The organism is Pseudoteredinibacter isoporae, from assembly GCF_011602085.1.
Taxonomy (GTDB): domain Bacteria; phylum Pseudomonadota; class Gammaproteobacteria; order Pseudomonadales; family Cellvibrionaceae; genus Pseudoteredinibacter; species Pseudoteredinibacter isoporae.
Window position 1 is genome coordinate 1,329,074 of record NZ_JAAONY010000001.1, and the last position, 26,001, is coordinate 1,355,074.

The 26,001-nt window shown below is 50.3% G+C and carries 26 protein-coding genes; 18 read left to right on the top strand and 8 right to left on the bottom strand.

Features of this window, described 5'->3' with window-relative positions; translation table 11 throughout:
- Positions 1-3 precede the first annotated feature (3 nt).
- From G8768_RS05815 to G8768_RS05830, 4 genes are read right to left on the bottom strand one after another with little or no spacing between them, the layout of a single operon-like run.
- Positions 4-948 carry a 5-oxoprolinase subunit C family protein gene (locus G8768_RS05815; protein ID WP_166849998.1) on the bottom strand — a complete coding sequence of 315 codons (945 nt, stop codon included), beginning with the start codon at positions 946-948 and terminating at the stop codon, positions 4-6.
- Between the two features lie 5 nt (positions 949-953).
- A complete protein-coding gene (pxpB, locus tag G8768_RS05820; RefSeq protein WP_166849996.1) occupies positions 954-1,664 on the bottom strand; it encodes a 5-oxoprolinase subunit PxpB in 711 nt (236 codons plus the stop codon).
- Positions 1,664-2,395, bottom strand: coding sequence for a 5-oxoprolinase subunit PxpA (locus G8768_RS05825; protein ID WP_166849994.1), 732 nt, complete (start codon positions 2,393-2,395; stop codon positions 1,664-1,666). Before G8768_RS05825 ends, pxpB begins: the two co-directional genes overlap by 1 nt.
- Positions 2,396-2,421: 26 nt before the next feature.
- The gene (locus G8768_RS05830) at positions 2,422-3,228 is read right to left on the bottom strand and encodes a putative hydro-lyase (protein ID WP_166849992.1); all 807 of its coding nucleotides are present in this window, start codon (positions 3,226-3,228) and stop codon (positions 2,422-2,424) included.
- Positions 3,229-3,447: 219 nt separating this feature from the next.
- Between G8768_RS05830 and murJ the strand changes: the two genes are divergently transcribed.
- From murJ to G8768_RS05915, 17 genes are all read left to right on the top strand, one after another.
- Complete coding sequence (gene murJ / locus G8768_RS05835) at positions 3,448-5,037, top strand: murein biosynthesis integral membrane protein MurJ (RefSeq protein ID WP_166849990.1); 1,590 nt, start codon at positions 3,448-3,450, stop codon at positions 5,035-5,037.
- A gap of 35 nt (positions 5,038-5,072) precedes the next feature.
- Positions 5,073-5,771, top strand: a complete 699-nt coding sequence (locus G8768_RS05840) for a GGDEF domain-containing protein (RefSeq protein WP_166849988.1) — start codon at positions 5,073-5,075, stop codon at positions 5,769-5,771.
- Between the two features lie 105 nt (positions 5,772-5,876).
- Positions 5,877-6,731, top strand: coding sequence for a 3-hydroxyacyl-CoA dehydrogenase family protein (locus G8768_RS05845; protein WP_166849985.1), 855 nt, complete (start codon positions 5,877-5,879; stop codon positions 6,729-6,731).
- Between the two features lie 11 nt (positions 6,732-6,742).
- On the top strand, positions 6,743-7,297 hold the full coding sequence (locus tag G8768_RS05850) for a DUF1415 domain-containing protein (protein ID WP_166849982.1): 555 nt from the start codon (positions 6,743-6,745) through the stop codon (positions 7,295-7,297).
- Positions 7,297-7,617 (top strand): DUF3301 domain-containing protein, encoded by a 321-nt coding sequence (locus G8768_RS05855; RefSeq protein WP_166849978.1) that lies wholly within the window; start codon positions 7,297-7,299, stop codon positions 7,615-7,617. Before G8768_RS05850 ends, G8768_RS05855 begins: the two co-directional genes overlap by 1 nt.
- Before the next feature lie 100 nt (positions 7,618-7,717).
- On the top strand, positions 7,718-8,665 hold the full coding sequence (ribF, locus tag G8768_RS05860) for a bifunctional riboflavin kinase/FAD synthetase (protein WP_166849975.1): 948 nt from the start codon (positions 7,718-7,720) through the stop codon (positions 8,663-8,665).
- A gap of 41 nt (positions 8,666-8,706) precedes the next feature.
- Entirely contained in the window at positions 8,707-11,511 is a 2,805-nt protein-coding gene (gene ileS, locus G8768_RS05865; protein WP_166849972.1) for an isoleucine--tRNA ligase, read from the top strand.
- Positions 11,498-12,025, top strand: coding sequence for a signal peptidase II (gene lspA / locus G8768_RS05870; RefSeq protein ID WP_341800977.1), 528 nt, complete (start codon positions 11,498-11,500; stop codon positions 12,023-12,025). The genes ileS and lspA overlap by 14 nt, the downstream gene beginning before the upstream one ends.
- A 62-nt stretch (positions 12,026-12,087) precedes the next feature.
- Positions 12,088-12,546 (top strand): FKBP-type peptidyl-prolyl cis-trans isomerase, encoded by a 459-nt coding sequence (locus G8768_RS05875; protein ID WP_166853354.1) that lies wholly within the window; start codon positions 12,088-12,090, stop codon positions 12,544-12,546.
- Positions 12,547-12,548: 2 nt separating this feature from the next.
- Positions 12,549-13,481, top strand: coding sequence for a 4-hydroxy-3-methylbut-2-enyl diphosphate reductase (gene ispH / locus G8768_RS05880; RefSeq protein ID WP_166853352.1), 933 nt, complete (start codon positions 12,549-12,551; stop codon positions 13,479-13,481).
- A 179-nt stretch (positions 13,482-13,660) separates the two neighbouring features.
- The gene (locus tag G8768_RS05885; protein WP_166853350.1) at positions 13,661-14,236 is read left to right on the top strand and encodes a GspH/FimT family pseudopilin; all 576 of its coding nucleotides are present in this window, start codon (positions 13,661-13,663) and stop codon (positions 14,234-14,236) included.
- Positions 14,227-14,736, top strand: coding sequence for a type IV pilus modification protein PilV (pilV, locus tag G8768_RS05890; RefSeq protein ID WP_166849970.1), 510 nt, complete (start codon positions 14,227-14,229; stop codon positions 14,734-14,736). Before G8768_RS05885 ends, pilV begins: the two co-directional genes overlap by 10 nt.
- Positions 14,733-15,824 (top strand): prepilin-type N-terminal cleavage/methylation domain-containing protein, encoded by a 1,092-nt coding sequence (locus G8768_RS05895; protein ID WP_166849967.1) that lies wholly within the window; start codon positions 14,733-14,735, stop codon positions 15,822-15,824. Before pilV ends, G8768_RS05895 begins: the two co-directional genes overlap by 4 nt.
- A complete protein-coding gene (locus tag G8768_RS05900; protein ID WP_166849964.1) occupies positions 15,821-16,432 on the top strand; it encodes a pilus assembly PilX family protein in 612 nt (203 codons plus the stop codon). Before G8768_RS05895 ends, G8768_RS05900 begins: the two co-directional genes overlap by 4 nt.
- A gap of 30 nt (positions 16,433-16,462) precedes the next feature.
- Entirely contained in the window at positions 16,463-19,903 is a 3,441-nt protein-coding gene (locus G8768_RS05905) for a pilus assembly protein (RefSeq protein WP_166849961.1), read from the top strand.
- A 10-nt stretch (positions 19,904-19,913) separates the two neighbouring features.
- Positions 19,914-20,234, top strand: a complete 321-nt coding sequence (locus G8768_RS05910) for a hypothetical protein (protein ID WP_166849958.1) — start codon at positions 19,914-19,916, stop codon at positions 20,232-20,234.
- A 38-nt stretch (positions 20,235-20,272) separates the two neighbouring features.
- Positions 20,273-20,761 (top strand): type IV pilin protein, encoded by a 489-nt coding sequence (locus tag G8768_RS05915; RefSeq protein WP_166853348.1) that lies wholly within the window; start codon positions 20,273-20,275, stop codon positions 20,759-20,761.
- 38 nt (positions 20,762-20,799) lie between these two features.
- On the opposite strand, the gene G8768_RS05920 is transcribed toward G8768_RS05915, so the two are convergent.
- The 4 genes from G8768_RS05920 to nadE form a co-directional block, all read right to left on the bottom strand.
- The gene (locus G8768_RS05920; RefSeq protein WP_166849955.1) at positions 20,800-21,372 is read right to left on the bottom strand and encodes a GspH/FimT family pseudopilin; all 573 of its coding nucleotides are present in this window, start codon (positions 21,370-21,372) and stop codon (positions 20,800-20,802) included.
- 111 nt (positions 21,373-21,483) lie between these two features.
- On the bottom strand, positions 21,484-22,839 hold the full coding sequence (locus G8768_RS05925) for a sigma-54-dependent transcriptional regulator (protein WP_166849952.1): 1,356 nt from the start codon (positions 22,837-22,839) through the stop codon (positions 21,484-21,486).
- Positions 22,836-24,422: a sensor histidine kinase gene (locus G8768_RS05930; RefSeq protein ID WP_166849946.1), complete on the bottom strand. Its 1,587-nt coding sequence runs from the start codon at positions 24,420-24,422 to the stop codon at positions 22,836-22,838. Before G8768_RS05930 ends, G8768_RS05925 begins: the two co-directional genes overlap by 4 nt.
- Before the next feature lie 5 nt (positions 24,423-24,427).
- Positions 24,428-25,267 carry an ammonia-dependent NAD(+) synthetase gene (gene nadE / locus G8768_RS05935; protein WP_166849943.1) on the bottom strand — a complete coding sequence of 280 codons (840 nt, stop codon included), beginning with the start codon at positions 25,265-25,267 and terminating at the stop codon, positions 24,428-24,430.
- Between the two features lie 106 nt (positions 25,268-25,373).
- On the opposite strand from nadE, the gene ampD reads away from it, so the two are divergent.
- Positions 25,374-26,000 carry a 1,6-anhydro-N-acetylmuramyl-L-alanine amidase AmpD gene (gene ampD / locus G8768_RS05940; protein ID WP_166849940.1) on the top strand — a complete coding sequence of 209 codons (627 nt, stop codon included), beginning with the start codon at positions 25,374-25,376 and terminating at the stop codon, positions 25,998-26,000.
- Position 26,001: the final 1 nt, after the last annotated feature.

Consider the following 26,001-nt stretch of genomic DNA (forward strand, 5'->3'; position numbering starts at 1 on the left):
TGGTTATAGCTTGTCTAAATTCAGCTGGCTTAACTGGCGCTGGGCCAGCAGTAATTCCTGGTGGGCCTCATTGATGTCCATTTCACTGAAGTGGATGCGCCCGCCCGCTGCCAACTGGGCCAGTTTGGCGAGATCCGGTGCAAATACGGCCCCAATTTTGGGGTAACCTCCAATGGTCTGGCGGTCGTTCATCAGTATGATAGGTTGGCCGTCCGCCGGTACCTGAATCGCCCCAAGGCAAATGCCCTCGGACAAAATGCCGTCTATGTCGGCGTTGACCCTGGGGCCTTCCAGGCGATAACCCATGCGATCACAGAGGTCGCTGACGGTGTATTCGCTGCTGAAGAAAATGGCTTGTTTTACCTTGCTGAAGTGATCCCGCTGGTAGCCCAGGATCACTCGCAAGCTGACCTGCGAGGGGTAGTCCGGTTGCTGTTCTTCAGGGAGAGACAGCAGGTCGAGATCGCCACTGGCTGAGCAGGGCAGCGTATCGGCTTTTTGCAGTGGGCCGCCATTGAGTCCGCCAATGCTTTCTCGGCTCACGGTGGAGCAGCTGCCGAATTGCTCAGCAATATCGAAGCCACCGGCAACGGCGAGGTACGCCCGGCAACCACTATTGGCTTCCGTGGCAAAACCAATGCTGATTTTGTCGCCAGCCTTGATGGCCACCGTTTGCCATTGGGGCTGCTTTTGCCCGTTGATTTTCAGGCCCAGTTTGGCGCCGGTTAAGGCGATATAGGTATCGACAGAAGACTCCAGAGTGAGCCCGCCAATGCTGATTTCGACGGCGCAATGGTCGTCCGGGTTATGACACAGTCGGTTGGCCAGGGTAAACGCAAACGGGTCCAAAGGTCCGCCATTGGTCAGGCCAATTTGTTGCTGGCCGAAGCGGCCGGCATCTTGCAACAAGCTTAAAATGCCCGGTGCGACTACAGTAAATCCTTGCATGATCTTTACACCTCAAACTCTGGCAGCTCGCCGCCGAGATCCAAAAATTCTTCGCGACTGATGGGGCGAAAGCGGATGCGATCTCCTACCGCAACCGGCATATGGGGTTCCTGTTGCGGGTCGAACATCGGGCTGGGGCAAAGGCCAATCAGGTTCCAGCCGCCGGGAGACACCGCTGGGTATACTGCGGTTTGTCGGTCGGCAATAGCTACCGCACCTTTGGGCACTTTTTTACGCGGTGTCGCCAGGCGAGGTGCTGCAATTTTCTGGTCTACCTGGCCGAGATAGGCAAAACCTGGTGCAAAGCCGATGGCATAGACCCGATATTCTTCACCGCTGTGCAGTGCGACGACCTCCTCTTCGCTGAGGCCGGCATTTTGCGCCAGTAGACTGAGATCCGGTCCGGATTCACGACTGTAATAGCTGGGCAGTTCTACCAAACGGCTCTCGCCCTGATGATGGCTTTGCTCGCCACTCAGGCATTGGCGGATTTGTTGACGCAGCCAGAGATGATCGCATTGCAAGGGATTAAAAATAATCAATAGCGAGGCGTAAGAGGGCACCAGATCGACCAGTTCCTGGCCAATATGGTTTTGCAGGCCCTGTGCCAGCTTTTGCACCTCGGCGGATATTTCTGCCCGAGTCTCCGCTCCCAGATACACGATCAATGCATCGGCGCCTGCGATCTCAATGCGTGGGGTAAAGCTGTTGCTCATCAGGAGATTGCCTCGCGTATCGATGCGATAGCGGCAACGCCTTCGGCATTGTCGCCATGCACGCATAGGGTATCGGCTTGCAGTTCCAGAGTATGCCCGCTGACGGTTGTGATGGTGCCTTTTTTGGCCAGCTGAATAACCTGGGCCAACATTGTTTCTTTGTCATGGACGGCACCGGGCTTACTGCGCGCGAGCAGCTTTCCGTCGTCGTCATAACAGCGATCGGCAAAGGCTTCGAACAGGCATTCAATGCCAATCTTTTGGGCTTCATCCTGATGGCTCTGCCATTGTGGCGTGGCTTGTAACATGAGTTTTACCGGACGATGATGTTCAGCAATGGCTTCCATAATAGCGAGGCGATTCTCGGTCTTGGCCATCATGTCGTTGTACATAGCGCCGTGGGGTTTGAGATATTCCACGGTCAAACCCTGGCTGGCGGCCATACCTTCGAGTGCGCTGAGTTGGTAGCTGATCATGGCTTTCAGTTCAGCCTTGCTGATATTCATGCTGCGGCGTCCGAAGCCTACCAAGTCGGGGTAGGCCGGATGAGCGCCCACTGCCACGCCATGGGTTTTGGCCAGGGCCAGGGTGTGTTGCATGATCAGGGGGTCACCCGCGTGAAAACCACAGGCGATATTGGCTTGATCGATGTGAGGCATGACGGCAGCATCCATACCCATGGTCCAGTTGCCGAAGCTTTCGCCGAGGTCGCAATTCAATAACAGGCTCATCGTTGTTCTCCCTTTTGAATGTGGTTTTACATGATTGCCAGGCGGCTGTTTGGCAGGTCGCTCACCACCATGCAGCCCGGGCTGTGAGTAATGCAAAACGGGGGCTTGGCTTGTTCCAGGGCGACCTGGGGAGTCACTCCGCAGGCCCAGAATACAGGGACTTCATCGTCGGCAATATCGACCGCATCGCCATAATCCGGCTGGTGAACATCATTGATACCGATCAGACTCGGGTCTCCAAAGTGCACCGGGGCGCCGTGTACGCTTGGGAAACGGCTGCAAATCTGAATGGCGCGAATGGCATCGGCGGCTTTGAAGGGGCGCATGCTGACGACCATGTCTCCACTGAAGCGCCCGGCGGGCTTACAGGCAATATTGCTGCGGTACATGGGCACGTTTTTACCTTGGCTGATATTGCGGACATCGAGGCCATCGGCCAGCAAGGCTTCTTCGAATGAAAAGGAGCAGCCCAGCAGGAAGGTAACCAGATCATCACGCCAGTATTCCTGTATGTCGTGCACCTCCTCCTTAAATTGGCCATCACGAAAAATACGGTAGCTGGGCACGTCTGTGCGGATATCAAACCCTTGGGCGATTTCCGGCATATCGATTTGGCCGGGCTGGCTGCTCATGGCCACCAGTGGACAAGGCTTGGGGTTAAGTTGGCAGAACTGCAGAAATTCATTGGCCCAGTCGGCGGGCAGGATGGCGACATTGCACTGGACAAAACCCGGGCAAAAGCCAGAGGTGTTGCCCTTGTGATCCCCTTGTCGGATAGCCTGGCGCAGCGCCTGCGGGCTGACGTTCTTAGGGCTGTTGGGGGTGTTGCTCATGGCCGGATTCCTTCAATTTGAGGTTAGGGCGGGAAGTGTTACGAGTTGCCCGGGGAATGTCCAATGGATGCTCTTTGCCAAGGGTGATAAAAATAGTTTATCACCCTTGGCTTGCCTGTCTTCCCTGGTGGGATGTGTGCGACAATATCGGTTTTGGGCGGGGCTCGTTCAATCGTTCTGATTGTTGTCGGGGAGTCCGCTCTGGGGGAGTAGCATCAATTGAGTGAGGCGGAGCAGCAGCCCAAGGCGAGCGCTGGTTTATTGAAGTCCAGTTTGGTGGTGAGTGCCTTCACCTTTTTGTCTCGTATTCTGGGCTTGATCCGGGATGTGGTCCTGGCGCGTTTTCTGGGCGCGGATGCCAATGCCGATGCCTTTATTGTTGCCTTCAAGATTCCCAATTTCATGCGTCGGCTTTTCGCCGAAGGGGCCTTTGCCCAGGCTTTTGTGCCTGTGCTGTCGGAGTATCGGGAGAAAGGCTCCCATGCTGCTGTCCGTCAGTTATTAAACGCGGTGGCGGGTTGTCTGGGGTCGACACTGGTGCTGCTGACAGTTCTGGTGGTGGCGGGTGCGCCATTGGTTACCATGCTGTTTGCGCCGGGCTTTTATATGGAAGGTGGCGAGCGCTACGAGCTGGCCAGCGATATGATCCGCATCACTTTCCCTTACCTCTTGCTGATTTCCCTGACGGGTTTTGCTGGCGCTATTCTGAACAGCTATGACCGCTTCGCGGTGCCGGCTTTCACACCGGTACTTTTGAATATCTGCCTGATTTCGGCCGCTGTGTGGCTGAGCCCGTATTTTGAAAAGCCGGTAATGGCTTTGGCCTGGGGTGTGATGGCGGCTGGCATTGTGCAGTTGCTGTTTCAATTACCATTCCTGTACCAGCTGCGCTTGCTGCCATACCCGGCACCTAATTGGAAAGATCCCGGGGTTCGGCGCATTCTCAAGCTTATGGCGCCAGCTATTTTTGGTGTCTCAGTGAGCCAGATTAATCTGCTGCTGGATACGGTATTGGCTTCGCTTTTGCCCTTGGGCAGTGTCACCTGGCTGTACTTCTCGGATCGTCTGGCGGAGCTGCCTTTGGGGGTCTTCGGCATCGCCGTGGCGACGGTCATTCTGCCGAGCCTTTCGCGCCAGCATTCGGCGGATAAGCCCCAGCAGTTCAGTGCCACCATGGATTGGGCATTGCGTCTGGTGTTGCTGATAGCGGTGCCGGCGGCGCTGGCGTTGATATTGTTGGCTGAACCTATTTTGACCACCTTGTTTCAGTACGGAAAGTACTCCGCTGATGACATTGTAATGGCCTCCTGGAGCCTGCGGGCCTACGCACTGGGGTTGGTCGCCTTTATGCTGATCAAGATTCTGGCGCCGGGGTATTTTTCACGCCAGGATACAAAAACGCCAGTGAAATACGGCATTATCGCCATGGTAGCGAATATGGCGCTCAATATTGCCTTTGTCTGGCCGCTCTATACCTATATGAATTTGGGCCATGTGGGGTTGGCTCTGGCGACGTCTTGCTCGGCCTTTATCAATGCAGGGCTGCTTTTCTCCGGTTTGCGGCGTGATGGGGTGTTTCGTGCCGAGGCAGGCTGGTGGGCGTTTGGTCTGCGTATGCTGTTGGCCAATCTGGTGATGGCGGCGGTGCTGTTGTACTTGAGTGCCCAGTGGCAAGATTGGTATCAATGGGGCTGGTGGCAGCGCACCTACACTATGCTGGCGTTGGTACTTGCAGGATTAGCCAGCTATGTTGTGGTGCTGGCGGCAGCCGGTCTGCGCCCCAAGCATTTGAAACAAAAGAAATATTAGCGTGCTAAACCGATAGATGTACTATCTTACATATTATGGATAAAGAAACTTCCAGTAGCGATTATCAGTTTTCAAGTTACGAAAATGTAGAATGCCCGGCCGGGGAGGCTTGCCCGTGGCCAGAGGAAGTACGCAAGCTGGAAGAGCAGTTGTTGACTGACCCACTTACTGGCATTGCCAACTATCGTCATTTCAGTCGCGCTCTGGAGCAGGAAATGGAGCGTACCCGCCGTAGCGGTGCGTCTACCTCCCTGATCATGCTGGATATTGATTTCTTTAAAAGTATCAACGATAACTATGGCCATGAGGCGGGCAATATGGCTTTGCAGGCCTTGGCTAATTGCATGCTGTCGAGCTTCCGCAAGCTTGATGTGGTCTGCCGATACGGCGGTGAGGAATTCGCGATTATTCTGCCGGCAACTGAGGCTCTGGTCGCGGTACAGGTGGCCGAGCGCCTGCGCAAAAATATCGAAGCAATGGATGTCACGGTATGCAATCAGCAGGGCGACACCCTTCAAATCAATATGACGGCCAGTTTGGGTATTGGTATTTATACGCGTCACAGCAAGGTTTCGCCTAAGGAGCTGGTACAGGAAGCTGACGACTATTTGTACAAAGCCAAAAACGAAGGCCGCAATAAAGTTTGTTACGGCATCCACAAGGTCGAGGCTGAAGCGGAAGTTTCCAACGATGAAAAGGATGCATTAAACAGCCTTTTCGGCGGTGATGACTAGCCCTTCAAGGCTTAATTCAACGCAAGTTTCCCTTTCCAAACGCTCCCCGGGGCTCTATCCTAGCGCGGTTTTTTAATAGCAAATAGCAAAGCGTTTGGAGTGACGATGACACAGATTAAAGTTGTGGGAGTATTGGGCTCCGGTCAAATGGGTGGTGGTATTGCCCAGGTAGCCGCCGCCACAGGTTTGGATGTAAAACTGGCGGATATCGATCTGGCGACTGCTGAAGCGGGCAAAGCTGCCATCGAAAAGCGTGTGATGGGTCAGGTTGCAAAGGGCAAGCTGGTCGAGGCTGAAGCTCAAGCGGTGTTGTCTGGAATTGAGCCAGTTAATGGTCTGGCGGATTTGGCTGACTGTGATCTGGTGATTGAAGCGGCCAGCGAAAATCTGGACCTGAAGTTAAAGCTCTTCTCTGAGCTGGATAAAATCTGTAAGCCTTCCGCCATTCTGGCGTCGAACACCAGCTCCATTAGCATTACTCTGATGGCCGGTGCAATCTCCCGTCCTGAGAAGTTCATCGGTTTGCATTTCTTCAACCCAGTACCGGTAATGAAACTGGTTGAGGTGATTAAGGGCTTGGCCACCAGCGAAGAGACCTATCTCGCCGTTAAGACCTTGGCAGAGCAAATGGGCAAAGAAGTAGTGAGTTGCGAAGATAAAGCCGGTTTTGCTGTTAACCGCTTGCTGGTGCCCTTCCTGAATGAAGCGATTTTTGCGTTGGAAGAAGGTGTGGCCAGCCGCGACGATATTGATCGCGGTGCACGTCTGGGCTTGAATCATCCCATGGGGCCGTTAACCCTGGCGGACTTTGTTGGCTTGGATACCTGTTTGGCCATTATGGAAGTGCTCCATAAAGAGTTGGGCGAAGATAAATACCGCCCAGCGCCGTTGCTGCGTAAATACGTGGCGGCCGGTTGGCTGGGTAAAAAATCCGGCCGTGGTTTTTACGAGTACAGCTAAGGTTTTTGCTCTTGAGTGCTTCGGTTAGTCCGCAGGATGTTGTTGCCCAAGTGCAGGCCTGGGTGAATGATGTGGTCGTGGGGGAAAATTTCTGTCCCTTTGCCGCGCCATCTCTGGATCGTGTGCACTACCAGATTTTGGCAGCGGACACTGAAGAGCAGCTGCAGGATTTTATGGAAAGCTGTTATCAGTTGCAGGCCGAGTCGGGTATTGAAACGGCTCTGCTGATTGCGCCCGAAGGGTTAGAGGTTTTCGACGATTATCTTGAGCGGCTGGACCTGTTTCAGGCGCTGTTAGACGCTCAAGGTTTTATTGGGGAGTTTCAGTTGGCCAGTTTTCATCCCGATTACTGTTTCGAGGGTGTCGATGAGGAAGCCGCTGAAAACTACACCAATCGCAGCCCCTGGCCCATCTTTCATCTGTTGCGTGAGCGCAGCTTGAGTGAAGCGCTGGACTCTGTGAGCTCTCCGGAAAAGATTCCCGAGCGTAACCGTCGCCATGCGGAGCGCTTGGGGGTGGATGTGTTGCGTGCAAGCCTGAGGCGTTGTCAGGAGGTCAAAGTCTGATGTTGTATACCTTGTCCCAATGGTGGCCTTTGTTGTTCGTTGCCGTCTTGGCCTGGTACTGGCTGACGGCGGTGAAAGTGAAAGAGTTGGCTTTCCAGGCGGCAGCGCGCCGCTGCAATATGGAAGGTGTCCAGCTGTTGGATGACAGTATTGCGCTGAAGGTCATCAAGTTTCAGCGTGGAGCCAATGGCAATATGGGTTTTCGCCGGGAATTTGCCTTTGAGTTTACCTCTACCGGCAATCATCGCTATCAAGGTTGGGTGATCATGCAGGGTTCACGCAATCTGTCGGTAGAACTGCCTCCCCATCGTCTTCAATAAGGCGATTATTTCCAGCAATTCTTGCTCCGCCGGTAGGCCCGTACGGGGCTTTTCGGTATACTCGCCCTTTTGTGTTTTTAACGAGCTAATCTGGTAGAGCATGCAGCAGGGCGCGCAAGAGTTTATTCGTGGTATCGCCAATTTGCAGCCTCGTCATCGCGGTAGTGTGGTGACGATTGGCTCATTTGACGGGGTCCATCTCGGACATAAGGCGATTGTTCGCCAAGTGCGCGATCAGGCCCAGCGCCTGCGACTGGCCTCGGTAGTGATGACCTTCGAGCCCCAGCCCCATGAGTATTTCTCCGGGGAGAAAGCGCCCGCTCGCCTGATGCGGGTTCGTGACAAAGCCAAAGCCCTGTTTGAAGCGGGTATCGATCGCGTCTTTTGTGTGACCTTTAATCGACGTTTCAGTTCGCTGTCGGCTGAGGACTTTGTGAAACAGATCCTGGTCGATGGTCTGGGGGTCAAATATCTGGTGGTCGGCGATGACTTCCGCTTCGGTTGTGACCGCAGTGGGGATTACCAGTTTCTGCTGGAAGCGGGTAAACGTTACGGTTTTGAAGTGACGGACACACAGACCTTGATGCTGGATGGCGAGCGCATCAGCAGCACGCGCATCCGCGCAGCATTGGAAATCAGTGATTTTCGTTTGGCGGAGCGCTTATTGGGGCGTCCTTACCGGATCGAAGGTAAAGTGATTCGGGGGCAGCAGTTGGCTCGCCAATGGGATGTGCCTACTGCGAATGTCCAGCTGCACCGTTACCGCTCGCCGCTCAATGGCGTATTTGCGGTTGAGGTTACATTGATGGATGGCCGACAGCTTAATGGCGTGGCCAATGTGGGAGTTCGCCCAACTATTGGTGGCGAAGCCACCCCAATTCTCGAAGTGCATTTATTTGACTTCGATGCTGACATCTACGAGCAGGAAATTGCCGTGGAGTTTAAACATAAACTGCGCGACGAGCAGAAGTTTGCTTCTCTCGACGAGCTTAAGCAACAAATCTACCGCGACAGAGATCAGGCCAAGGCCTGGTTTGATGCCGGTTAAAAATGCGCAAACCATGCGCCCGTATTATTAAGTGACGACAAATGAGTGATTACAAAGCCACCTTGAATTTGCCAAAAACTGGCTTTGCCATGAAGGCAAACCTGGCTCAACGTGAGCCGGGCATGTTGAAAAAATGGCAGGATGATAATCTGTACCAGCAGATTCGCGATGCACGTAAAGGCGCTGAGCAATTTATTCTGCACGACGGCCCTCCGTATGCCAACGGTGATATTCACCTGGGGCATTCACTTAATAAAATTCTGAAAGATATTATTATCAAATCCAAAACCATGAGCGGCTTCGATGCGCCTTATGTTCCGGGTTGGGACTGCCATGGCTTGCCGATTGAAAATCAGGTTGAAAAGAAAAACGGCAAGGCCGGTGTAAAGCTAGATTTCAAAAGCTTCCGACAGAAGTGTCGTGACTATGCTGCGCGTCAAGTGGAAGGGCAGAAAAAAGAATTTATTCGCCTGGGTGTTTTTGGTGAATGGGATAATCCTTACCTGACCATGAACTACCAGTTCGAGGCGGATATTATTCGTGCGTTGGGCAAAATTGCCGAGAACGGTCATTTGCATCGCGGCTTTAAGCCAGTGTATTGGAGTGTGGTGGGCGGTTCTGCTTTGGCAGAGGCGGAAGTGGAATACCAAAACAAGACTTCCTTTTCCATTGATGTTAAATATCCAGTGAAAGATACGGCAAAGCTGGCTGAAGCAATGCCGGAGCTGGCGGGCGCAAACAATGTTTCTGTAGTGATCTGGACAACAACCCCATGGACGCTGCCTTCCAGTCAGGCGGTTTCGATGCATGCGGATCTGGATTACGTTGCGGTACAAGCCGATGAGCAAGTCCTGATTTTGGCGGAGGCCTTGCATGAATCGGTGATGGCTCGTGCGGGTGTTGAAAATTTTGAAATTATTGCTCGCTGTAAAGGCCAGGCACTGGAAAATCTGGTGCTGGCGCATCCATTCTACGATCGCGATATTCCCGTTATTTTAGGTGATCATGTAACCACCGATGCTGGTACTGGTTGTGTGCACACAGCGCCGGATCACGGTGTGGACGATTTTAATGTCGGCAAACGCTATGGTTTGGGCACGCTGAACTATCTTGATGATGGTGGTTTGTATCGCGACAGTGTTGAAGTTTTTGCCGGCCAGCATGTGTACAAAGTTGACCCTGTTGTGGTCGAGCTTTTGAAAGAAAAAGACGTATTGCTTTGTGAAGAAAAAATCGAACACAGCTATCCCCATTGCTGGCGTACTAAAACGCCGCTGATCTTCCGGGCTACCCCGCAGTGGTTTATCAGTATGAGCCAGAAAGGCTTACGCGATGATGTGAAAAAAGCCGTTGATGATGTGGAGTGGATCCCAGGTTGGGGGCGCGCACGCATCGACAGCATGCTGGATTCCAGCCCGGACTGGTGTATTTCCCGTCAGCGTACCTGGGGTGTGCCGATTGCCTTGTTTGTTGATAAAGACAGCCAGGAACTGCACCCGGATACGCCGCGTTTGATTGAAGAGGTGGCCAAGCGGGTTGAGCAGGAGGGTATGGAAGCCTGGTTTGAGTTGGATGTTGCTGAGCTGTTGGGTGAAGAGGCTGAACGCTATAAAAAAGTAACCGATACACTGGATGTCTGGTTTGATTCCGGCGTGACTCACCACGCGGTATTGAAACGTCGTGATTATCTGCGTTACCCGGCGGATTTGTATTTGGAGGGTTCAGATCAGCATCGCGGCTGGTTCCAGTCTTCGCTGAAAACCGCCATGGCAATCAATGGCGAAGCCCCTTATAAGCAGGTGCTGACTCATGGCTTTACCGTTGATACCAACGGCCACAAAATGTCCAAATCACTGGGCAATGTGATTCCGCCAAAAGAAATTATTGGCGAGCTGGGCGCAGATGTATTGCGTTTGTGGGTTGCTGCGACGGATTTCAGTGGCGACATGACGGTGTCAAAAGAAATCTTCAAGCGTACGGCGGACTCCTATCGCCGTATTCGTAATACCGCACGTTTCCTGTTATCGAACTTGAGCGGTTTTGATCCTGCTCAGCATCAGGTGGCGATGGATGAAATGTTGTCTCTGGATCGCTGGGCGCTGGAACGCACGGCTGAGCTGCAAAAAGAAATTGTGGCGGCGTATGACGCTTACAGCCTGCATTTGATTTACCAGAAATTGCACAACTTCTGTGTGGTGGATTTGGGTGGTTTCTATCTGGATATTATTAAAGATCGTCAGTACACCTGTAAGGAAGACAGTCTGGCTCGTCGTTCTGCCCAAACGGCTCTGTACCATATCATCGAGGCGATGGTGCGTTGGTTGGCACCTATCACCAGCTTTACCGCTGATGAGTTGTGGCAGCATATTCCCGGAGAGCGCCAGGGTTCTGTGTTTGTACAGCAGTGGTATGAGTTACCTGTGGGCGTTGCCAATTCTGATATGGACAACGTTTTCTGGCAGCAAGTTGCCGACGTGAAAACCGAGGTGAACAAAACTCTGGAAGCCAAGCGCGGTGAGGGTGTTGTGGGCGGCTCATTGCAGGCTGAAGTGATCTTGTATTGTGATGAAGAATTGGCGGCATCCCTGCTTCGCCTTGCCAATGAATTACGCTTTGTTTTAATTACCTCGGCCGCTGAAGTTAAGCCTTTGTCTGAGGCGCCTGCCGATGCTGTGGAAACCGAGCTGGCCGGGCTGAAAATTCTGGTGAAGAAATCAGAATATAAAAAGTGTGAGCGTTGCTGGCATTTCCGTGAAGACGTTGGTCGGATTGCTGAGCACGAAACCATTTGTGGTCGCTGTGTTGAAAACGTAACGGGCGAAGGTGAAGTGCGTGAGTTCGCCTGATTCCAGAGGTTTGTTGGCGGGCCCGTGGTATTGGCGTAAAGCGTTATTATGGTACGCCCTTGCGGCTGTGATTATCGCGTCGGACCTGGCGACCAAAGCCTGGGCGTTGGCCAGCTTTGAATATGCCCAGCCCGTTGAAGTGACGCCGTTTTTCGATTGGCTTTTACTCTATAACTACGGTGCAGCGTTCAGCTTTTTAAGCGATGAGGGCGGGTGGCAGCGCTGGTTTTTTTCCGGCATTGCGTTCGTGGTGAGCTGCATGCTGGTTGTGTGGCTTGCTCGCATCCCCCCTAAGCAGCGCTGGGAACCTGTTGCACTGGCGCTGATTTTGGGCGGAGCTTTGGGCAATCTTTATGATCGTCTAACTTTGGGTTATGTGGTGGATTTCATTTCTCTGCATTACCAACAGCATCGCTGGCCTTCGTTTAATATTGCTGATAGCGCTATTTGTGTTGGTGCTGTTATGTTGCTCATCGATTTATGGCGCAACAAAGATGATGAGCCTGACGCCTAGGGCGTTCGTACTTTGCGCAAAACTTTTGTTACCGAAAACGTGATTAAGCTTCTATGACTGATATGACAGAGCTGGCCATTGGCCCGGGTACCCAAGTTACTTTGCATTTTGCTATCAAGATGGCTGATGGCTCCTTGGTGGATTCCACTTTTGATGGCGCTCCGGCGACCTTCAGTGTGGGCGATGGTAATTTATTGCCAGGCTTCGAACAGGTTTTGATGGGCCTGTGTGCAGGCGATGAGCAGGAATTCCCCATTTCTCCCGAGCAGGGTTTCGGTCAGCGCAACCCGAACAATATCCAGGACATTCCTCGTGACGCTTTCGATGAAGGAATGGAGCTGGAAGAAGGTTTGATGGTGTCTTTTGCCGATGCTCAGCAAGCCGAGCTTCCCGGTGTCATTGCCGAAGTGGGCGACAATACTGTGAAAGTGGACTTCAATCACCCATTGGCTGGACGAGACTTGGTCTTTGAGGTCAAAATCATCGCTGTAGCGGTGTGTGATGGAGTGCAAAAGCACTGATGATCCATATTAATCTTGCCAATCCCAGAGGCTTTTGTGCCGGCGTTGATCGGGCGATCGATATTGTTAATCGTGCTCTGGATATTCACGGTGCGCCGATCTACGTGCGCCATGAGGTCGTCCATAATAAATTTGTGGTCGATAGTCTGCGTGATCGTGGTGCGGTGTTTGTTGATGAGCTTCATGAGGTGCCTGACGATGTCATTGTCATCTTCAGTGCTCATGGGGTTTCCAAGGCGGTACAGCAAGAAGCTAAGCAGCGGGGCTTGAAAGTCTTTGATGCGACCTGCCCATTGGTGACCAAGGTTCATATTGAAGTGCTCAAATACAGTCGCGAAGGCAGTGAATGTGTGCTGATCGGCCACAACGGACACCCTGAGGTTGAAGGTACCATGGGGCAGTTCGATGACAGCTTTGGTGGCCAGATTTACCTGGTCGAAGACGAGGGTGATGTAGCCAGGCTGGAGGTGCGGGATCCGTCTCAGCTCGCCTATGTGACTCAGACCACGCTGTCTATGGATGATACGGCGAAGGTGATCGACGCTCTGCGTCAACGTTTCCCTGAGATTCGTGGCCCTCGCAAGAATGACATTTGCTATGCCACCCAGAACCGACAGGACGCCATCAAGCAGCTAGCGCTGGAAAATGAGTTGGTTCTGGTTGTGGGATCGCCGAATAGTTCCAACTCCAACCGCTTGCGAGAGCTGGCCGAGCGTTGTGGCGCAAAAGCCTTCCTTATCGATACCGCTGAGGACATAGATGCTAGTTGGTTGTCGTCTATATCCTCTATCGGCATTAGTGCAGGGGCCTCTGCTCCTGAAGTACTCGTGCAGGATGTGATCAAGCGTCTGCAGACTTTAGGTGCCAGTGCGCCCGCTGAGATGAATGGTCAGGAGGAGAATGTTAGCTTTTCCTTACCTAAAGAGCTGCGCTAGATGCCCCCTTCGCTAAGTCACTGAATTCTAGCGATTTCCTCCTTTCTGGCTGCTTTGCAATGGCAGCCAACATCAGCCTATTATTGACCGTTGATCGGTGACGTAGCACTTTATCGCCACATTTCACCGCCGATCCTCCTTAAGATTATTTGAACGGTCCATTCTGGTATACCTAAGATATGAAAAAGTTCCCTAAAAATGGATTTACCCTAATCGAGTTGCTGGTTGTGGTTGCGATTCTCGCCATAATCATGGCTTATGCCGTGCCTGGTCTTACGTCTATGAGTGAGCGGGGGCAGATGCGTGCCAATCTCGATAAGTTTAAAACCTCACTGCAAATGGCTCGGTCCGAGGCGGTGACTCGTCGTGCTTCTGTGGTGTTATGCGCCAAGAAAAACAACACAGAGGTTTGTCGCACCGGCGGGCAGGCCCGTAAGCGTCTGGGTAATGACTGGATGATGTTTGTCGATCGCAATAACAACCAACTGGCTGACTTCGGTTCAGGCCAATGTGCAGATACTGAAGATTGCCTATTGTCATTGGAGAACTACGGTACAGGGAATTTAATTATTACCTCTGCAGACCGGGAAATTATCTTTAACCCTGATGGCACACCGAATAAGGCAGATGGTTACAACATTCAGGTTTGTGCCGGTAACGCAAAAGACAATAATGACGAATTTCGATCTGTGACTATTTCTATTATGCCCACAGGCTCCTTTTCGGTACGCAAGGGGACAGATTCATGTCAATAAGAGCAAACTCCCTAGGGCGCCAAACCGGTGCAACCATGATCGAAGTTATGGTTGCTTTGTTTCTATTGGCTGTTGGACTGCTTGGCACTTTGGCATTGCAGAATTCGAGCCAGAGAAGCAATCAAAGTGCCATGTTCTCTTCTGTAGCCATTGTCCTGGCTCGAGATATGGCTAATCGAATCGGTGCAAATAACAATCAATTTACAACTGCCGATGATGCGCTGTATGGAGGCATTGATACCGCTAACGTTTCCGGTGCGGTAACCACCTGTAATGTCGATTGTAACCAGGCGTCCATCAAGACTATGGATGAGGGCCAGTGGGCAGAAGAGATTAAAACACGCTTGCCTGCTGGTCGTGGCACGGTGGCGATAGATGCTAATGGTGTTCATGAGGTCACGGTTATGTGGGACGACCAGTTAACGGGTGCTTCTGGAACGAATTGTGGCGGGAATCCTGAGGTGGATCTTACCTGCGTAAAGTTGGAGTTTAGACTGTGAGTAAATCCATAATGCTTAAGCACCAGCAGCGAGGTGTTGGTTTAATTGAACTGATGGTGTCGGTCACTATCGGTCTGCTGATCATGGCAGGAGTCGTGCAGTTGTACCTGACTTCTGTAGAGACTCAGCGTAGCCAGGAGGGCCTTTCCCGAATTCAGGAAAATATCCGTTTTGTGAGCAATCGAATTACCGATGAAGGTGCGTCTTCTGGCTTTTTGGGGTGTGTTCCAAGATTGGATGATGACAGCCGAGTGATCAATTTACTTACTGATAATACCGGCGTGGACGGAAATGGTGTTCCCGAAGTGAATAACTTTGCTTCGTCGATTAGCGGGCTTGAAAACTCTGGTCTAAATAATACCGATGAAGTTTTTTTCCGCTTTGCTACAGCAAAATCAATTCCGTTGATGAATGAATTTGCTGCGGGTACTGACCCATCCCTGACCCTAGACAACAGCATTAACTTTCAAGCTGCATACAACTCCATTAAACAATGGGATATCGGGGTGCTTACAGATTGTAATTATGCGGTTGTTTTTTTGGTGACCAACGATCCGGGCACTGATGGCGTCGTTGAGATTAGTCGATCTAAAACGATTCCACCAGGGAGTCCAAACGGTGGTCAGGGAAATCAGGATGTTGACACAACGATTACTTTTCGCGGCGTAAATGACGACATCTCAGATGGTCGTCCTCGTGCTCGCATGTACTTAGCTGGAATGGGCGGATATAGCTATGACGTTCAATTGAGCGAGGCTGCTAAGCAAATTAATAGCGGTGGCGGTAATGCTCAGTGTGATGCTAATTATCCTCAGTATTGCGCGCTTTTCCGTAACGGGCAGGAAATTATGGATGGCGTCGTTGACTTCCAGGTTGAGTACGGGTGGCGTAATGGCAATTTGGTGAGCTTCGGTAATGCGACGGCTGTAGCAAGTGCCGGAATGTGGAATCGTATTGACCGTATCAAAATGGATGTAACTCTAAGCGCGATTGAGGTTACAGGCACTAATGACAATTCTACATCGAAACGTATCCAGCGTGAGCTTTCTCAGGTTGTTATGCTGAAGAATCCGGTGGTGGAGTTATGATGACTACCTATTTTGTCAAATCTGCTTTTCCTTCTATAAGAAGGCAGCGTGGTGTTACTCTCATTGTGGCACTGGTTATTTTGTTGGTGATGTCTGTGGTCGCAGTTGCTTCTATGTCAGGCAGTACTCTGCAGGCGCGTATGGCCTCAAATGAAAAGCAGATTCAGATTTCTTTGCACGCTGCTGAAGCAGGTTCCCGAGCAGCAGTTTTGTATCTGAATCAAAACGCGCACAGCCCTTACACTAAATTCAAAAGTGCTACTGACGGTTTATATTCCAACACGAAAAACAATGAAGAAGGGTTGTTGGAGCCGGTATCCATTGATGCAAATTTTTCAGATTATAACGATCCGGGTGCCTGGACTGATGATAACAGTGTGGAAGTCGCAGCTGTTGCTGACAATTTGCCAAGCACAGCTAAAGACCCTCGTTATATTATCGAGTTTCTTGGGACTCAGGTTTTAGGTAACCAACCCGTTTCCCTGAATGGTAATCAGGCGAAGCCAACTCCGGTTTTTCACTATCGAATTGTAGCAATTGGATGGGCTCAAGATCCGCAGATTTATTCAATTGTTCAAACCACCTACAAAACAGCTGAATCCTTTTGAGCGTGAATCACTATGAACGGTAATACGAGAATGGAAAAGTTTTTACAAAAAGTTATGGTGATTTCGTCGGGAATGTTTTTGGGTGCCAGTGTCGCCAGCGCAGCTCCCGGCCAAATCGCTTCCCAGCCATTGTTTGTTGGTAAAACCCCTCAATCAAACATTATGTTCCTGGTGGATGACTCCGGCAGTATGGGGTGGGAATATTTAATTACCAACTACGCGGCTTATAACGCCAATACTGAACTTTGGCACTGCACGGCAATTAATGCTATGTGGTATAACGCAAATTTGTATCGTGAAAAAGCGGCTGATCCTGAGAATGATACAGAAGAAAAGCGTTTAGCCTATACGCCGTGGCGAGGGGTTGATGCGTTTAATAATGAATACACTACCCGCACATTGACCACGGCTACAAGGGATCCGCATGAGGACCCCAACGATTACGAAAATATTCGTAATATGTATTTTTATGAATGGGTTGATGAGATTGTGGCTGATGGCAAAGGAAATGGCCGCTACGATCCAGGTGAGTGTAAAACAAATAATCCTATATACGCTAAAGATTTACCAGCTGAGCAGCAGAAAGACTTCGCGAATTGGTATACGTATTATCGTAAACGTGATTATGTGGCGAAACGAGCATTGTCACAAATTATTATCGAAAGTAATGCCCGTATGGGGCTGGCAACTTTGCACAATAATGACTCCGTTGGTGTTCCTATTAAGAATGTTGATGATCTAAGTACGCCGATCGTCAGTAGTAATCGCAATAATAAAAATGCGTTAATGCAGAGTTTATTTGAGATTCGCCCTAGTGGAGGAACGCCTCTGCGCAGAAGTTTAGAGCGTGTAGGTAAATATTTTCACAAAAACCAGACTACTCCGAACGAGCTATTTGGCTCGTCTGCACCATCACCTATTTTGTCTTCCGCGGATAATGGTGCGTGCCAACAAAACTTTGCAGTAGTGATGAGTGATGGCTTTTGGAATGGTGGCAACCCTAGTGTGGGTAATGCGGATAATGACGGTAATAGTAACTTTGACGGCGGCAAATATGGCGATGGCTATTCTAACACCCTTGCTGATGTGGCCATGCACTATTACGAAGGCGACTTGGCTCCAGGCTTGCCCGATTTGGTTGGTCCTGAGCCTGAAGCTGGAGTGACTCCTGACCCGCTTCTTAATCGTGCGCAACATTTGGTTAGCTATACTGTTGCATTTGGTGTTAATGGCACACTTGATGAACCTCCTGCTGACGGAAGTTGGCCTCAGCCCGTGGGTAACCAGTCTACAACCATCGATGATATGCTGCATGCGGCTTACAACTCCAGAGGGGAGTTTCTGAGCGCAAAGAACCCTCAGGAGCTTATTCAGCGTCTTTCTGATGCCATTAATTCGATTAAAAGTAAAGTTGGCTCATCATCTGGCATTGCTTTAAATAGCTCTTCTATCAGTTCAGATTCGGCTGTCTTTAAAGCTGTGTTTGCACCTGAAAAAGCTTGGTCGGGTGATTTGATCAGGCAGAAACTACAAAGAAATAGCTCTGGAGACTTTACATTAACGGATGAGTGGTCTGCTGCTGAAAAGTTAAAATCGGTTGCTCCGGGAGCTCGCCAGATCCTGACCTACAATGGTACCAAAGGCATACCTTTCCGCTTTCCAAGCAACTACGTCTCTCCATCGGATATTGAGTTGTCAGCTGGTCAAATTAATGACTTGCTGAAGAATGCCCCCCATGCTTCAGCGTCGACTGCTTCTGAAATCGATGATAATAGAACTTATGGCGAGCGTTTGCTGAACTACTTGCGAGGTGATCATACCTATGAACGAGGTGTTGCCGATAATACAACTATTGCTAGCAACTTTAATAAAGAGTTCCGTAATCGTGTCGGTGAGCGTTTAGGTGATATCGCGCATTCTACTCCTGAGTATGTGGCTGGGCCAAACGAGAACTATCCAGACAAAATCGAAGGGGAGGACAATTCAAAGTCCTATATTGCTTTTGCCAAATCAAAGCAGAATCGTAGAAAAATGGTTTATGTTGGCGCGAACGATGGCATGCTTCACGGTTTTGATGCCGAAAATGGTGATGAACGTTTTGCCTATGTGCCCTCCCAGGTGTTTAATGAGAATGCCGCGTTTGGTTTGCATTATCTCTCATCTGTGAGTTATTCCCATATTCCTTATGTAGACGGCGCTGTTACTGTTCGTGATGTTTATGTAAATGGTGCTTGGCGATCGTATCTAGTTGGTGCATTGAGAGGTGGTGGGCGTGGCATCTATGTGCTTGATGTGACAAATCCGGATACAGTGACGGAAGCCAATGCCGAGAGCAAAGTTATTAAAGAGTTTACTCATAATGATCTAGGTTTCACCTTTAGCGAGCCTGCCATTGTTCGGTTAAATGATGGTCGGTGGGCAGCCATTATGGGGAATGGCTACAACAGTGGCCCTAATAGTGATGGACATGCCAAACTATTTATTGTCTACCTAGACAATGCCAGTGGTGGTACTACGCCTGCTTTCCGTATCTTGGAAACCAAGAATTCTAGTGACCCGAACTTGATTGCTGCAGGTAATTGTGAGGATGTGGCAAGTGACTGTAACGGCTTGTCTACCCCACTGGTGTTAGATCTCGACAATGATTACATTGCAGATCGGGTTTATGCTGGTGATTTGCACGGCAATATGTGGGCATTTGACCTGACAGGAAGTGCAGACAATTGGGGGGTCGCGCATAAGGACGGTAGTAGCCTTAATGAGCCATTGTTCACTGCATGCTATCAATCCCCTTGTGATTCCAATGGTAAGGTTGCGAACCGACAGCCTATTACCAGTATGCCAGTAGTTAAGTCTCATCGTTTTAGATTGTCGCAGCAACATGTTCCGAGTTTGCTAGTGTACTTCGGCACGGGCCAGTTTATTGCTAACGGAGATCAGGCCATTAATGATCAACAGTCGGCCTATGCTGTTTGGGATTCAGGTGCTGGTGGTTTGACTCGTAATAACCTGCAAGCTCAAACTGCAACTACAACTGCCAGTGGTCGCATCATGACTAATCATGCTGTTGATTATGACGATAATTTGAACGAAGCCGGGTGGCTTATTGATTTGCCTTCCGATCGCGAGCGAATTATTAATCCGTTTGTGACCGGTAGTTCTGTTGTTGTATTCGGTAGCATTATTCCGGATGCTGCGACCTGTGAAGGTAATCCTAGTGGCTTCTTAATGGCGGTTGACGCATTTACCGGCGGACAACCTCCGTTTGAGGTATTTACCAACGCACATATTGGTTCAGTTCCTTTGGCGGGAATCAAACTGGATAATATGCCTGGTGCGCTATCCCCGATTGCAGACACTGATGGTAATACCAAGGTGGCGTATGCTGATCAGGAAGGTAATGTGCAGTTTATTACCTTGAAAGGTTCCGGTAGTCCTGCCAGGGTTACCTCATGGACTAATTTGAAGTAAGGAGCGCGAGATGAGATTGTTTGCCATTGTATGTGTGCTGGTACTTACAGTTTTTTCTGTACCTGCGCTATCTCAAGGAAATGAAGGGTCTCAGCCAGTTCAATTGGTGGGGCTACTTCGTGGCACGATTGATTATGTTCATCATGATAAGCAACAGCTGGTTATTAGTGATCGACGTTTCACTATGCCATTGAACTTTAAGGTAACTGATACGAAAGGGAAGAGTATTACTCGCTTTGGTGTCAAGGTTGGACAGAGTGTCGAGTATTTCGTGCGATATGAGGAAAAGTCGAATATCTTTTATGTTGATCGACTGAAGCTGCTAAACTAAACCAATGTTTATCTATTAAGGCCCGATAGGAGGGGTTTATGGCAGCGTCAAATCATGCCATGCGAGGGTTTTCGCTGGTTGAATTGATGATCGTTGTAGTGATTATTGGTATTATCGCATCGGTCGCAATTCCATACTTTGGGGAAGCTGGGATGCGTGGTAAGCGTGTTGAGGCAAAGGAGATTTTGCTGAAGGCGGCCTCCAAACAGGAGCAGTTCTTTGCTCAATATGTTTCCTATACCAACGTAATAAAGGGAACGAGTACCTGCTCTGGTGTGGCATGTGGCTTGGGTCTTGAAGATGATTTAAGCGAGAATGAAAACTATAAGTTATCTATAACCGTTGGCCCGGTGGGCTGTCAGGCAGGCTCGGATACTGCGCCTATGTGTAGAACCTATACCTTAACGGCTACTCCGGAAGGTGGCTTTAACGATAGCGAATGTCAGGCTCTAACCTATACCAATGCAGGCGTAAGGGGCGTGAAAAACGTTACTAATCAAACCAAAATCAAAAAGTGCTGGCGCTAAGCTGCGAACACTGACTTGATTAAAAGGCCAAGTGAAGATCACTTGGCCTTTTTCTTTTTGCAAAACTTCTTTCTGTGCTCATGCTTGAATGCTATGCGAGGTCGCCCAGCACGGTTGATTTTTATTTGCCGATGGTTAATTCCCGGGTCGATAGGTGGGCAATAGGCAAACGTGCCATTGTGATAGTTAGTGCTTCCATCGGGTCGGTACTGAATGTAGTACTTGGGGTTTCGGAATGCGCTCCACTCGATGTAGGCGCCGCTTTGCAGGCCACTGCGGACATGAATGATCTCTTCGTTTTTTGAGCGTTTGCCATTTTTATTGTCATCAATAAAAACCATGAGCTGATCGTCCCAGCGCCGACTGCAAACTTTTCCGTCGCTCGTCGGACAGAGTGTGGCAATTCTTCGAGATTGAACAGCTGCGGCTCGAGTTGCTTGAAGGGCGCCGAGAAGTTGGCGGGCGCTATTTTCGGCATTACTTTTGTGAAAGAAACTGCGCATATTTGGCATGGCGAGCGCGCCGATAATTGCCATCAGCACAATGATGATAAGCATTTCTATAATGCTGAATCCATTTGCACGAATAGTTTCTTGAGGTTGATGTGTCATAACTTGTCCTCGTTTGTGATACGAGGCACAAGCTACTGCTTTCGGGCATCAACGACACTAAGGCAAGAGCGGCTCTTTGGCCCAGCCTTTGTCAGCCAAAGGGTGTTTGGTTTAGGCGTCTTCTAAGCCCAGTTTCTTAAGTCTATAGCGGAACGATCGAAAAGTAATGCCAAGACTCTCCGCAGCAGCGGTTTTATTCCAACGACACTCTTCGAGGGCGCTCAGCAGAAACTCTTTTTCGATTTCGATGAGGTATTCGTCCAGGCTCCGACCATCGAGGGCGTGTTTCTGATGGCTGGGCTGGTTTGTGCTGGGCGGCGTTTCGTTGATAAACAAATCCGCTTCATTAATCACATCATCTTCGCAAAGGGTGAATGCCCTTTCCAAAATATTCTCCAGTTCTCGAATATTTCCCGGGAAGTGATAGTGATGGAGTCTCTGCTTCGCCTTTTCGCTTAATGCGGCTGGGTCCAGGCCGATGTCATTGGCGATGCGATTGAGAAAATAATCACACAGCGCAGCAATGTCTTCTTTGCGCTCACGAAGTGCAGGTACGGAAACTTCGATGACATTAATACGGTAGAACAGGTCGCTGCGGAAACGTTGCGAGGCGACCTCGGCTTGCAGATCTTTGTGGGTTGCGCTCAGGATGCGAACGTTTATTGAAATTTCTGCTTGTGCACCAATGGGACGAATCGCTTTCTCTTGAATGGCGCGCAGCAGTTTTACTTGCATGTCCAGGGGAAGGTCGGCCACTTCGTCAAGAAACAGGGTGCCGCCATCGGCGGCCTGAAACAGGCCGATTTTGTCCTGATGGGCACCGGTGAAGGCGCCTTTTTTATGGCCGAAAAATTCACTTTCCATCAGTTCTGCGGGAATGGCTCCGCAGTTTACGGGAATAAACGGGCCTTCAGCTCGAGGGCCCTGGTAATGAATAGAGCGGGCGACCACCTCTTTACCACTGCCCGACTCACCGGAAATATAAATGGGGGCCTGGGATTGAGCCAGCTTGCGAATTTGTTTTTTCAAACGCTTGGTGGCCTCGGATTCCCCGACAAAGCTGGGACCTTTTTGCTTGGCTGATTTCGCAGCTTTGCCCTTTACTTCAAGCGCGCTGTGCACCAGTGAACGCAATTGTTCGAGGTTAACAGGCTTGGATACGAAGTCGTAGGCTCCGGCTTTCATCGCGGTGATGGCGGTATCGGTGTTGCCATGGGCGGTAAATACCGCAACTGGCAGAGGGTAGCTCAGGCCCTGTATAGCGCGGACCAGCTCAATGCCATCGCCATCCGGTAACTTTAAATCGGTCAGGCAAAGGTCAAACTCTTCTTCTTGTAATAGTTTGCGAGCGCTCTGACAGTCACCTGCTGCGATGGTGTCGAGGCCCATGCGACCCAAAGTAATTTCCAGCAATTCACGGATATCGGGCTCATCATCGATAACTAAAACTCTGCGTGCCTTGCTCATTGCAATAATGCCTCTGGGTCTGGAAAACGAAGCCGAATACAGTTGTGTCCTGGGCGACTTTCTTTAATAAAAATGGAAACTTGATTAGCTTCGCACAGTTCTTTTACGAGAAACAGGCCAAGCCCTGAGCCGGCATGGTGGGTTGTGTAAAAGGGCTCAAAAACTTTGCTGCGTTCCTTTTCTGGAATGCCTGGGCCACTGTCGATAATATCGATGATTGGCCGTTGGGTTTCCTTCTCTCTGTCGAGTACCAGCTCGACCTTGGCGTTGCCACTGTGTTCTTCGCTGTATCGTACCCCATTGTCAACCAGGTTGCTCAGTACTTGATCCATCTGATGCGGGTCGCAGGCACTGTTTAAATCGTTCGCCAGAGAGTGGGTGCTTATATAGGCGCCATTCTCACTGCTGTAGCGTTTGCAAAATTCATTACACCACTGATTGAGTTCTACGGCTTTGGCATTTGCGGCTCTTCGGCGTGACATCTGCAGCACACTTTCAATAATGCCGTTTACCCGCAGACAATGGCTGTCGATGATTTCGGTCAGGCGTTTGTCGGCTTCATGAATTTCAGGGGATTCCTGCAGAAGCTGATTAGCGTGGCTCAGTGCACCCAATGGATTACGAATCTCATGTGCGATGGATGCAGTTAGGCGACCAAGCGAGGCGAGTTTGAGTTGCTGGGCTTGGTTATGTATCTGGCGGTTATCATCAATAAAGATGAGTGTGTCTTCGCCTTGTTGCACAAAACCGATTCTGAGTTCCTGGGGGTTGTTATGAAACTGAATGATTTGCGCCGTGTTCTGGGGCTTTTCCTGCCACTGTTTTAAGTGTTCTTGAAGGTCGGGTAATTGATCCAGAGAAAACGGAAGCTCTGGTAAATCGCTTTCATAATTCAACAGAAGTTTGGCGGACTGATTAATAATTTCAACTTCGTTGTTTTTATTGACTACCACGATACCGGTATACAGTCGGGCCACAATTCGATGGGTTAATTGTTCAAGGTAACGAGCATGAGCTGCCTGCTCCAACGCGGCCCGTTCACTCAAGTGCAAACGAAGGCTCACGTTCTGGAAAATTCCCGATACCAAAAAGAGCAGAGCACCAATGGCACCCGCGGAAAACACATTACGCTGATCTATCGGAGATATCAGCAACTCACTGGTCAGCAGAAAGATGCTTGCCAGCGCGGCGAGGGCGTAATGAATTTGCCCTTGTATGAAAAGGCTCGCGGTAATAACCGTGATAAAAAACAGATACCCCAAACCGCTGCTGGTGCCACCGCTGCTATAGGTGAGCAGGCTGATAAATAACAAGTCGACAACAATGGTAGCGAATACCTGTTCGGTACGTGCAGTCTGTGAGCCCCACCAAACTCGCACAAGGCTGAACGCGCTCAGCAGGCAGTAGGCAATAGCGGTATGAAAAAACAATCTCGGATCACTGGAGCCGAAAATATCCCGGCTTATGCCGCCAGCGAACATGGCCAGCAGCAGTGCGCTAAGAACAAAGCGATAGTAGCTGTAAACCCTGAGAATTCGCAGGCTGGATTCCGGTAAGCGATTCGGGGCTTCGGCTGTGCTCATGGAAATTAAATATCCAGATCGTAAACGGTGGGAATGGCCTCGCGCTTATGCTGAGTACGTAGGTAGATTTGAATCAGTTTTGCCTCAACGTCTGGATCCTGGTTTTTGCCTTCCAGAAAATCATCAATTTGTGCGTAGGATAAACCGAGAGCCTGCTCATCGGCTTTTTGTGGTTCCAAACATTCAAGGTCAGCTGTTGGCGTCTTGTGGACCAGCAGTTCAGGCGCGCCCAAATAAGCCGCAAGCTGACGAACCTGACGTTTGCTCAAGCCAAACAGCGGTGCCATGTCGCAGGCTCCGTCGCCCCATTTGGTGTAAAAGCCGGTGATGTTTTCCGCAGAGTGGTCGGTGCCCAACACCAAGCCGTTGTACAAGCCGGCAATTTCATATTGCACAAGCATGCGACAGCGAGCTTTTACATTGCCTTTGACAAAATCCTGTTGCGCGTCGCTGCCTTGATCCAGACCAGCGTCAGCGATGGCTGATAGTGTCGAGGCATGAGCGCCATCGGCGGCATCTTTTATATTGACGCTGAGTGAATGGCTTGGCTGGATAAAGCGCAGGGAGAGTTGAGCTTCATCCTCATCCTTTTGAGTGCCGTAGGGCAGGCGTACGGCAATAAACTGATAGTCAGCTGCCTGTTCCTGATTTAATTCATCGATCGCCAATTGAGCCAATCGACCGCAAGTGGTGGAGTCCACACCGCCACTGATACCCAGCACAAGCGTTTTGCTCTTGGCCTGTAGCAGCATGGCCTTAATAAAAGCAACTCGGCGTGCCACTTCTCGTGCCGGATCAATTTCCGGGAGCACTTTCATTTCGGCAATAATGTCTGCGGCTTGCATAGTTTTATCTCGCTTGGTTGGGCGTTAGAATGAGCAGGGGACATTTTATGCCATTCGCCGCTTCAGCGAAATATATGTGCAGCTATGGGTTTTTGGGGAAATACGCTTGAAAGATAATGAAACAGGTTGGTTGCACCATATTCGGGCATGCCCATCTCCGAATTTTAATCAGCGCCCGGATATTTCGGACATATCCCTGTTGGTCATCCATAACATCAGCCTACCCCCGGGAGAGTTTGGTGCAAAATATATTGAAGATTTCTTTTGCAATCAGCTTGATTGCACGGCCCATGACTATTTCGAGACCATCGCCGGCCTTGAAGTCTCCGCCCATTTTTTGATCGATCGCAAAGGCGATATCACACAGTTTGTCGATATCTTCGAGCGTGCCTGGCACGCGGGGAAATCCTGTTTTGCCGGACGAGAAAACTGTAACGACTTCAGTATTGGCATTGAACTGGAGGGTTGCGACGATCAAACCTATACCAATGTTCAGTACCAGGCCCTGGCGCGTCTGAGTCTTGAGCTTGTAGAGTGCTGCCCGAAGATTGTTCAACAAGATGGGGGTGTGGTATCCGGTAATGCATCAAATATGTCGGGCTTTAATATCTGCGGGCACAGTGATATTGCCCCCGGCCGAAAAACCGATCCGGGCCCTTGTTTCGATTGGGCGCGTTATGAAAACGAATTCCGACAACTTTTTACGTTGGCTGGTGATAAATCGGGCAACTAAC

Bases quoted from the DNA above. Each gene is read 5' to 3' on its own strand.
- G8768_RS05815 (WP_166849998.1), bottom strand. From the start codon at position 948: ATGCAAGGATTTACTGTAGTCGCACCGGGCATTTTAAGCTTGTTGCAA.
- pxpB (WP_166849996.1), bottom strand. From the start codon at position 1,664: ATGAGCAACAGCTTTACCCCACGCATTGAGATCGCAGGCGCCGATGCA.
- G8768_RS05825 (WP_166849994.1), bottom strand. From the start codon at position 2,395: ATGAGCCTGTTATTGAATTGCGACCTCGGCGAAAGCTTCGGCAACTGG.
- G8768_RS05830 (WP_166849992.1), bottom strand. From the start codon at position 3,228: ATGAGCAACACCCCCAACAGCCCTAAGAACGTCAGCCCGCAGGCGCTG.
- G8768_RS05840 (WP_166849988.1), top strand. From the start codon at position 5,073: ATGGATAAAGAAACTTCCAGTAGCGATTATCAGTTTTCAAGTTACGAA.
- G8768_RS05845 (WP_166849985.1), top strand. From the start codon at position 5,877: ATGACACAGATTAAAGTTGTGGGAGTATTGGGCTCCGGTCAAATGGGT.
- G8768_RS05855 (WP_166849978.1), top strand. From the start codon at position 7,297: ATGTTGTATACCTTGTCCCAATGGTGGCCTTTGTTGTTCGTTGCCGTC.
- ribF (WP_166849975.1), top strand. From the start codon at position 7,718: ATGCAGCAGGGCGCGCAAGAGTTTATTCGTGGTATCGCCAATTTGCAG.
- ileS (WP_166849972.1), top strand. From the start codon at position 8,707: ATGAGTGATTACAAAGCCACCTTGAATTTGCCAAAAACTGGCTTTGCC.
- G8768_RS05875 (WP_166853354.1), top strand. From the start codon at position 12,088: ATGACAGAGCTGGCCATTGGCCCGGGTACCCAAGTTACTTTGCATTTT.
- G8768_RS05885 (WP_166853350.1), top strand. From the start codon at position 13,661: ATGAAAAAGTTCCCTAAAAATGGATTTACCCTAATCGAGTTGCTGGTT.
- pilV (WP_166849970.1), top strand. From the start codon at position 14,227: ATGTCAATAAGAGCAAACTCCCTAGGGCGCCAAACCGGTGCAACCATG.
- G8768_RS05900 (WP_166849964.1), top strand. From the start codon at position 15,821: ATGATGACTACCTATTTTGTCAAATCTGCTTTTCCTTCTATAAGAAGG.
- G8768_RS05905 (WP_166849961.1), top strand. From the start codon at position 16,463: ATGGAAAAGTTTTTACAAAAAGTTATGGTGATTTCGTCGGGAATGTTT.
- G8768_RS05910 (WP_166849958.1), top strand. From the start codon at position 19,914: ATGAGATTGTTTGCCATTGTATGTGTGCTGGTACTTACAGTTTTTTCT.
- G8768_RS05915 (WP_166853348.1), top strand. From the start codon at position 20,273: ATGGCAGCGTCAAATCATGCCATGCGAGGGTTTTCGCTGGTTGAATTG.
- G8768_RS05920 (WP_166849955.1), bottom strand. From the start codon at position 21,372: ATGACACATCAACCTCAAGAAACTATTCGTGCAAATGGATTCAGCATT.
- G8768_RS05925 (WP_166849952.1), bottom strand. From the start codon at position 22,839: ATGAGCAAGGCACGCAGAGTTTTAGTTATCGATGATGAGCCCGATATC.
- G8768_RS05930 (WP_166849946.1), bottom strand. From the start codon at position 24,422: ATGAGCACAGCCGAAGCCCCGAATCGCTTACCGGAATCCAGCCTGCGA.
- nadE (WP_166849943.1), bottom strand. From the start codon at position 25,267: ATGCAAGCCGCAGACATTATTGCCGAAATGAAAGTGCTCCCGGAAATT.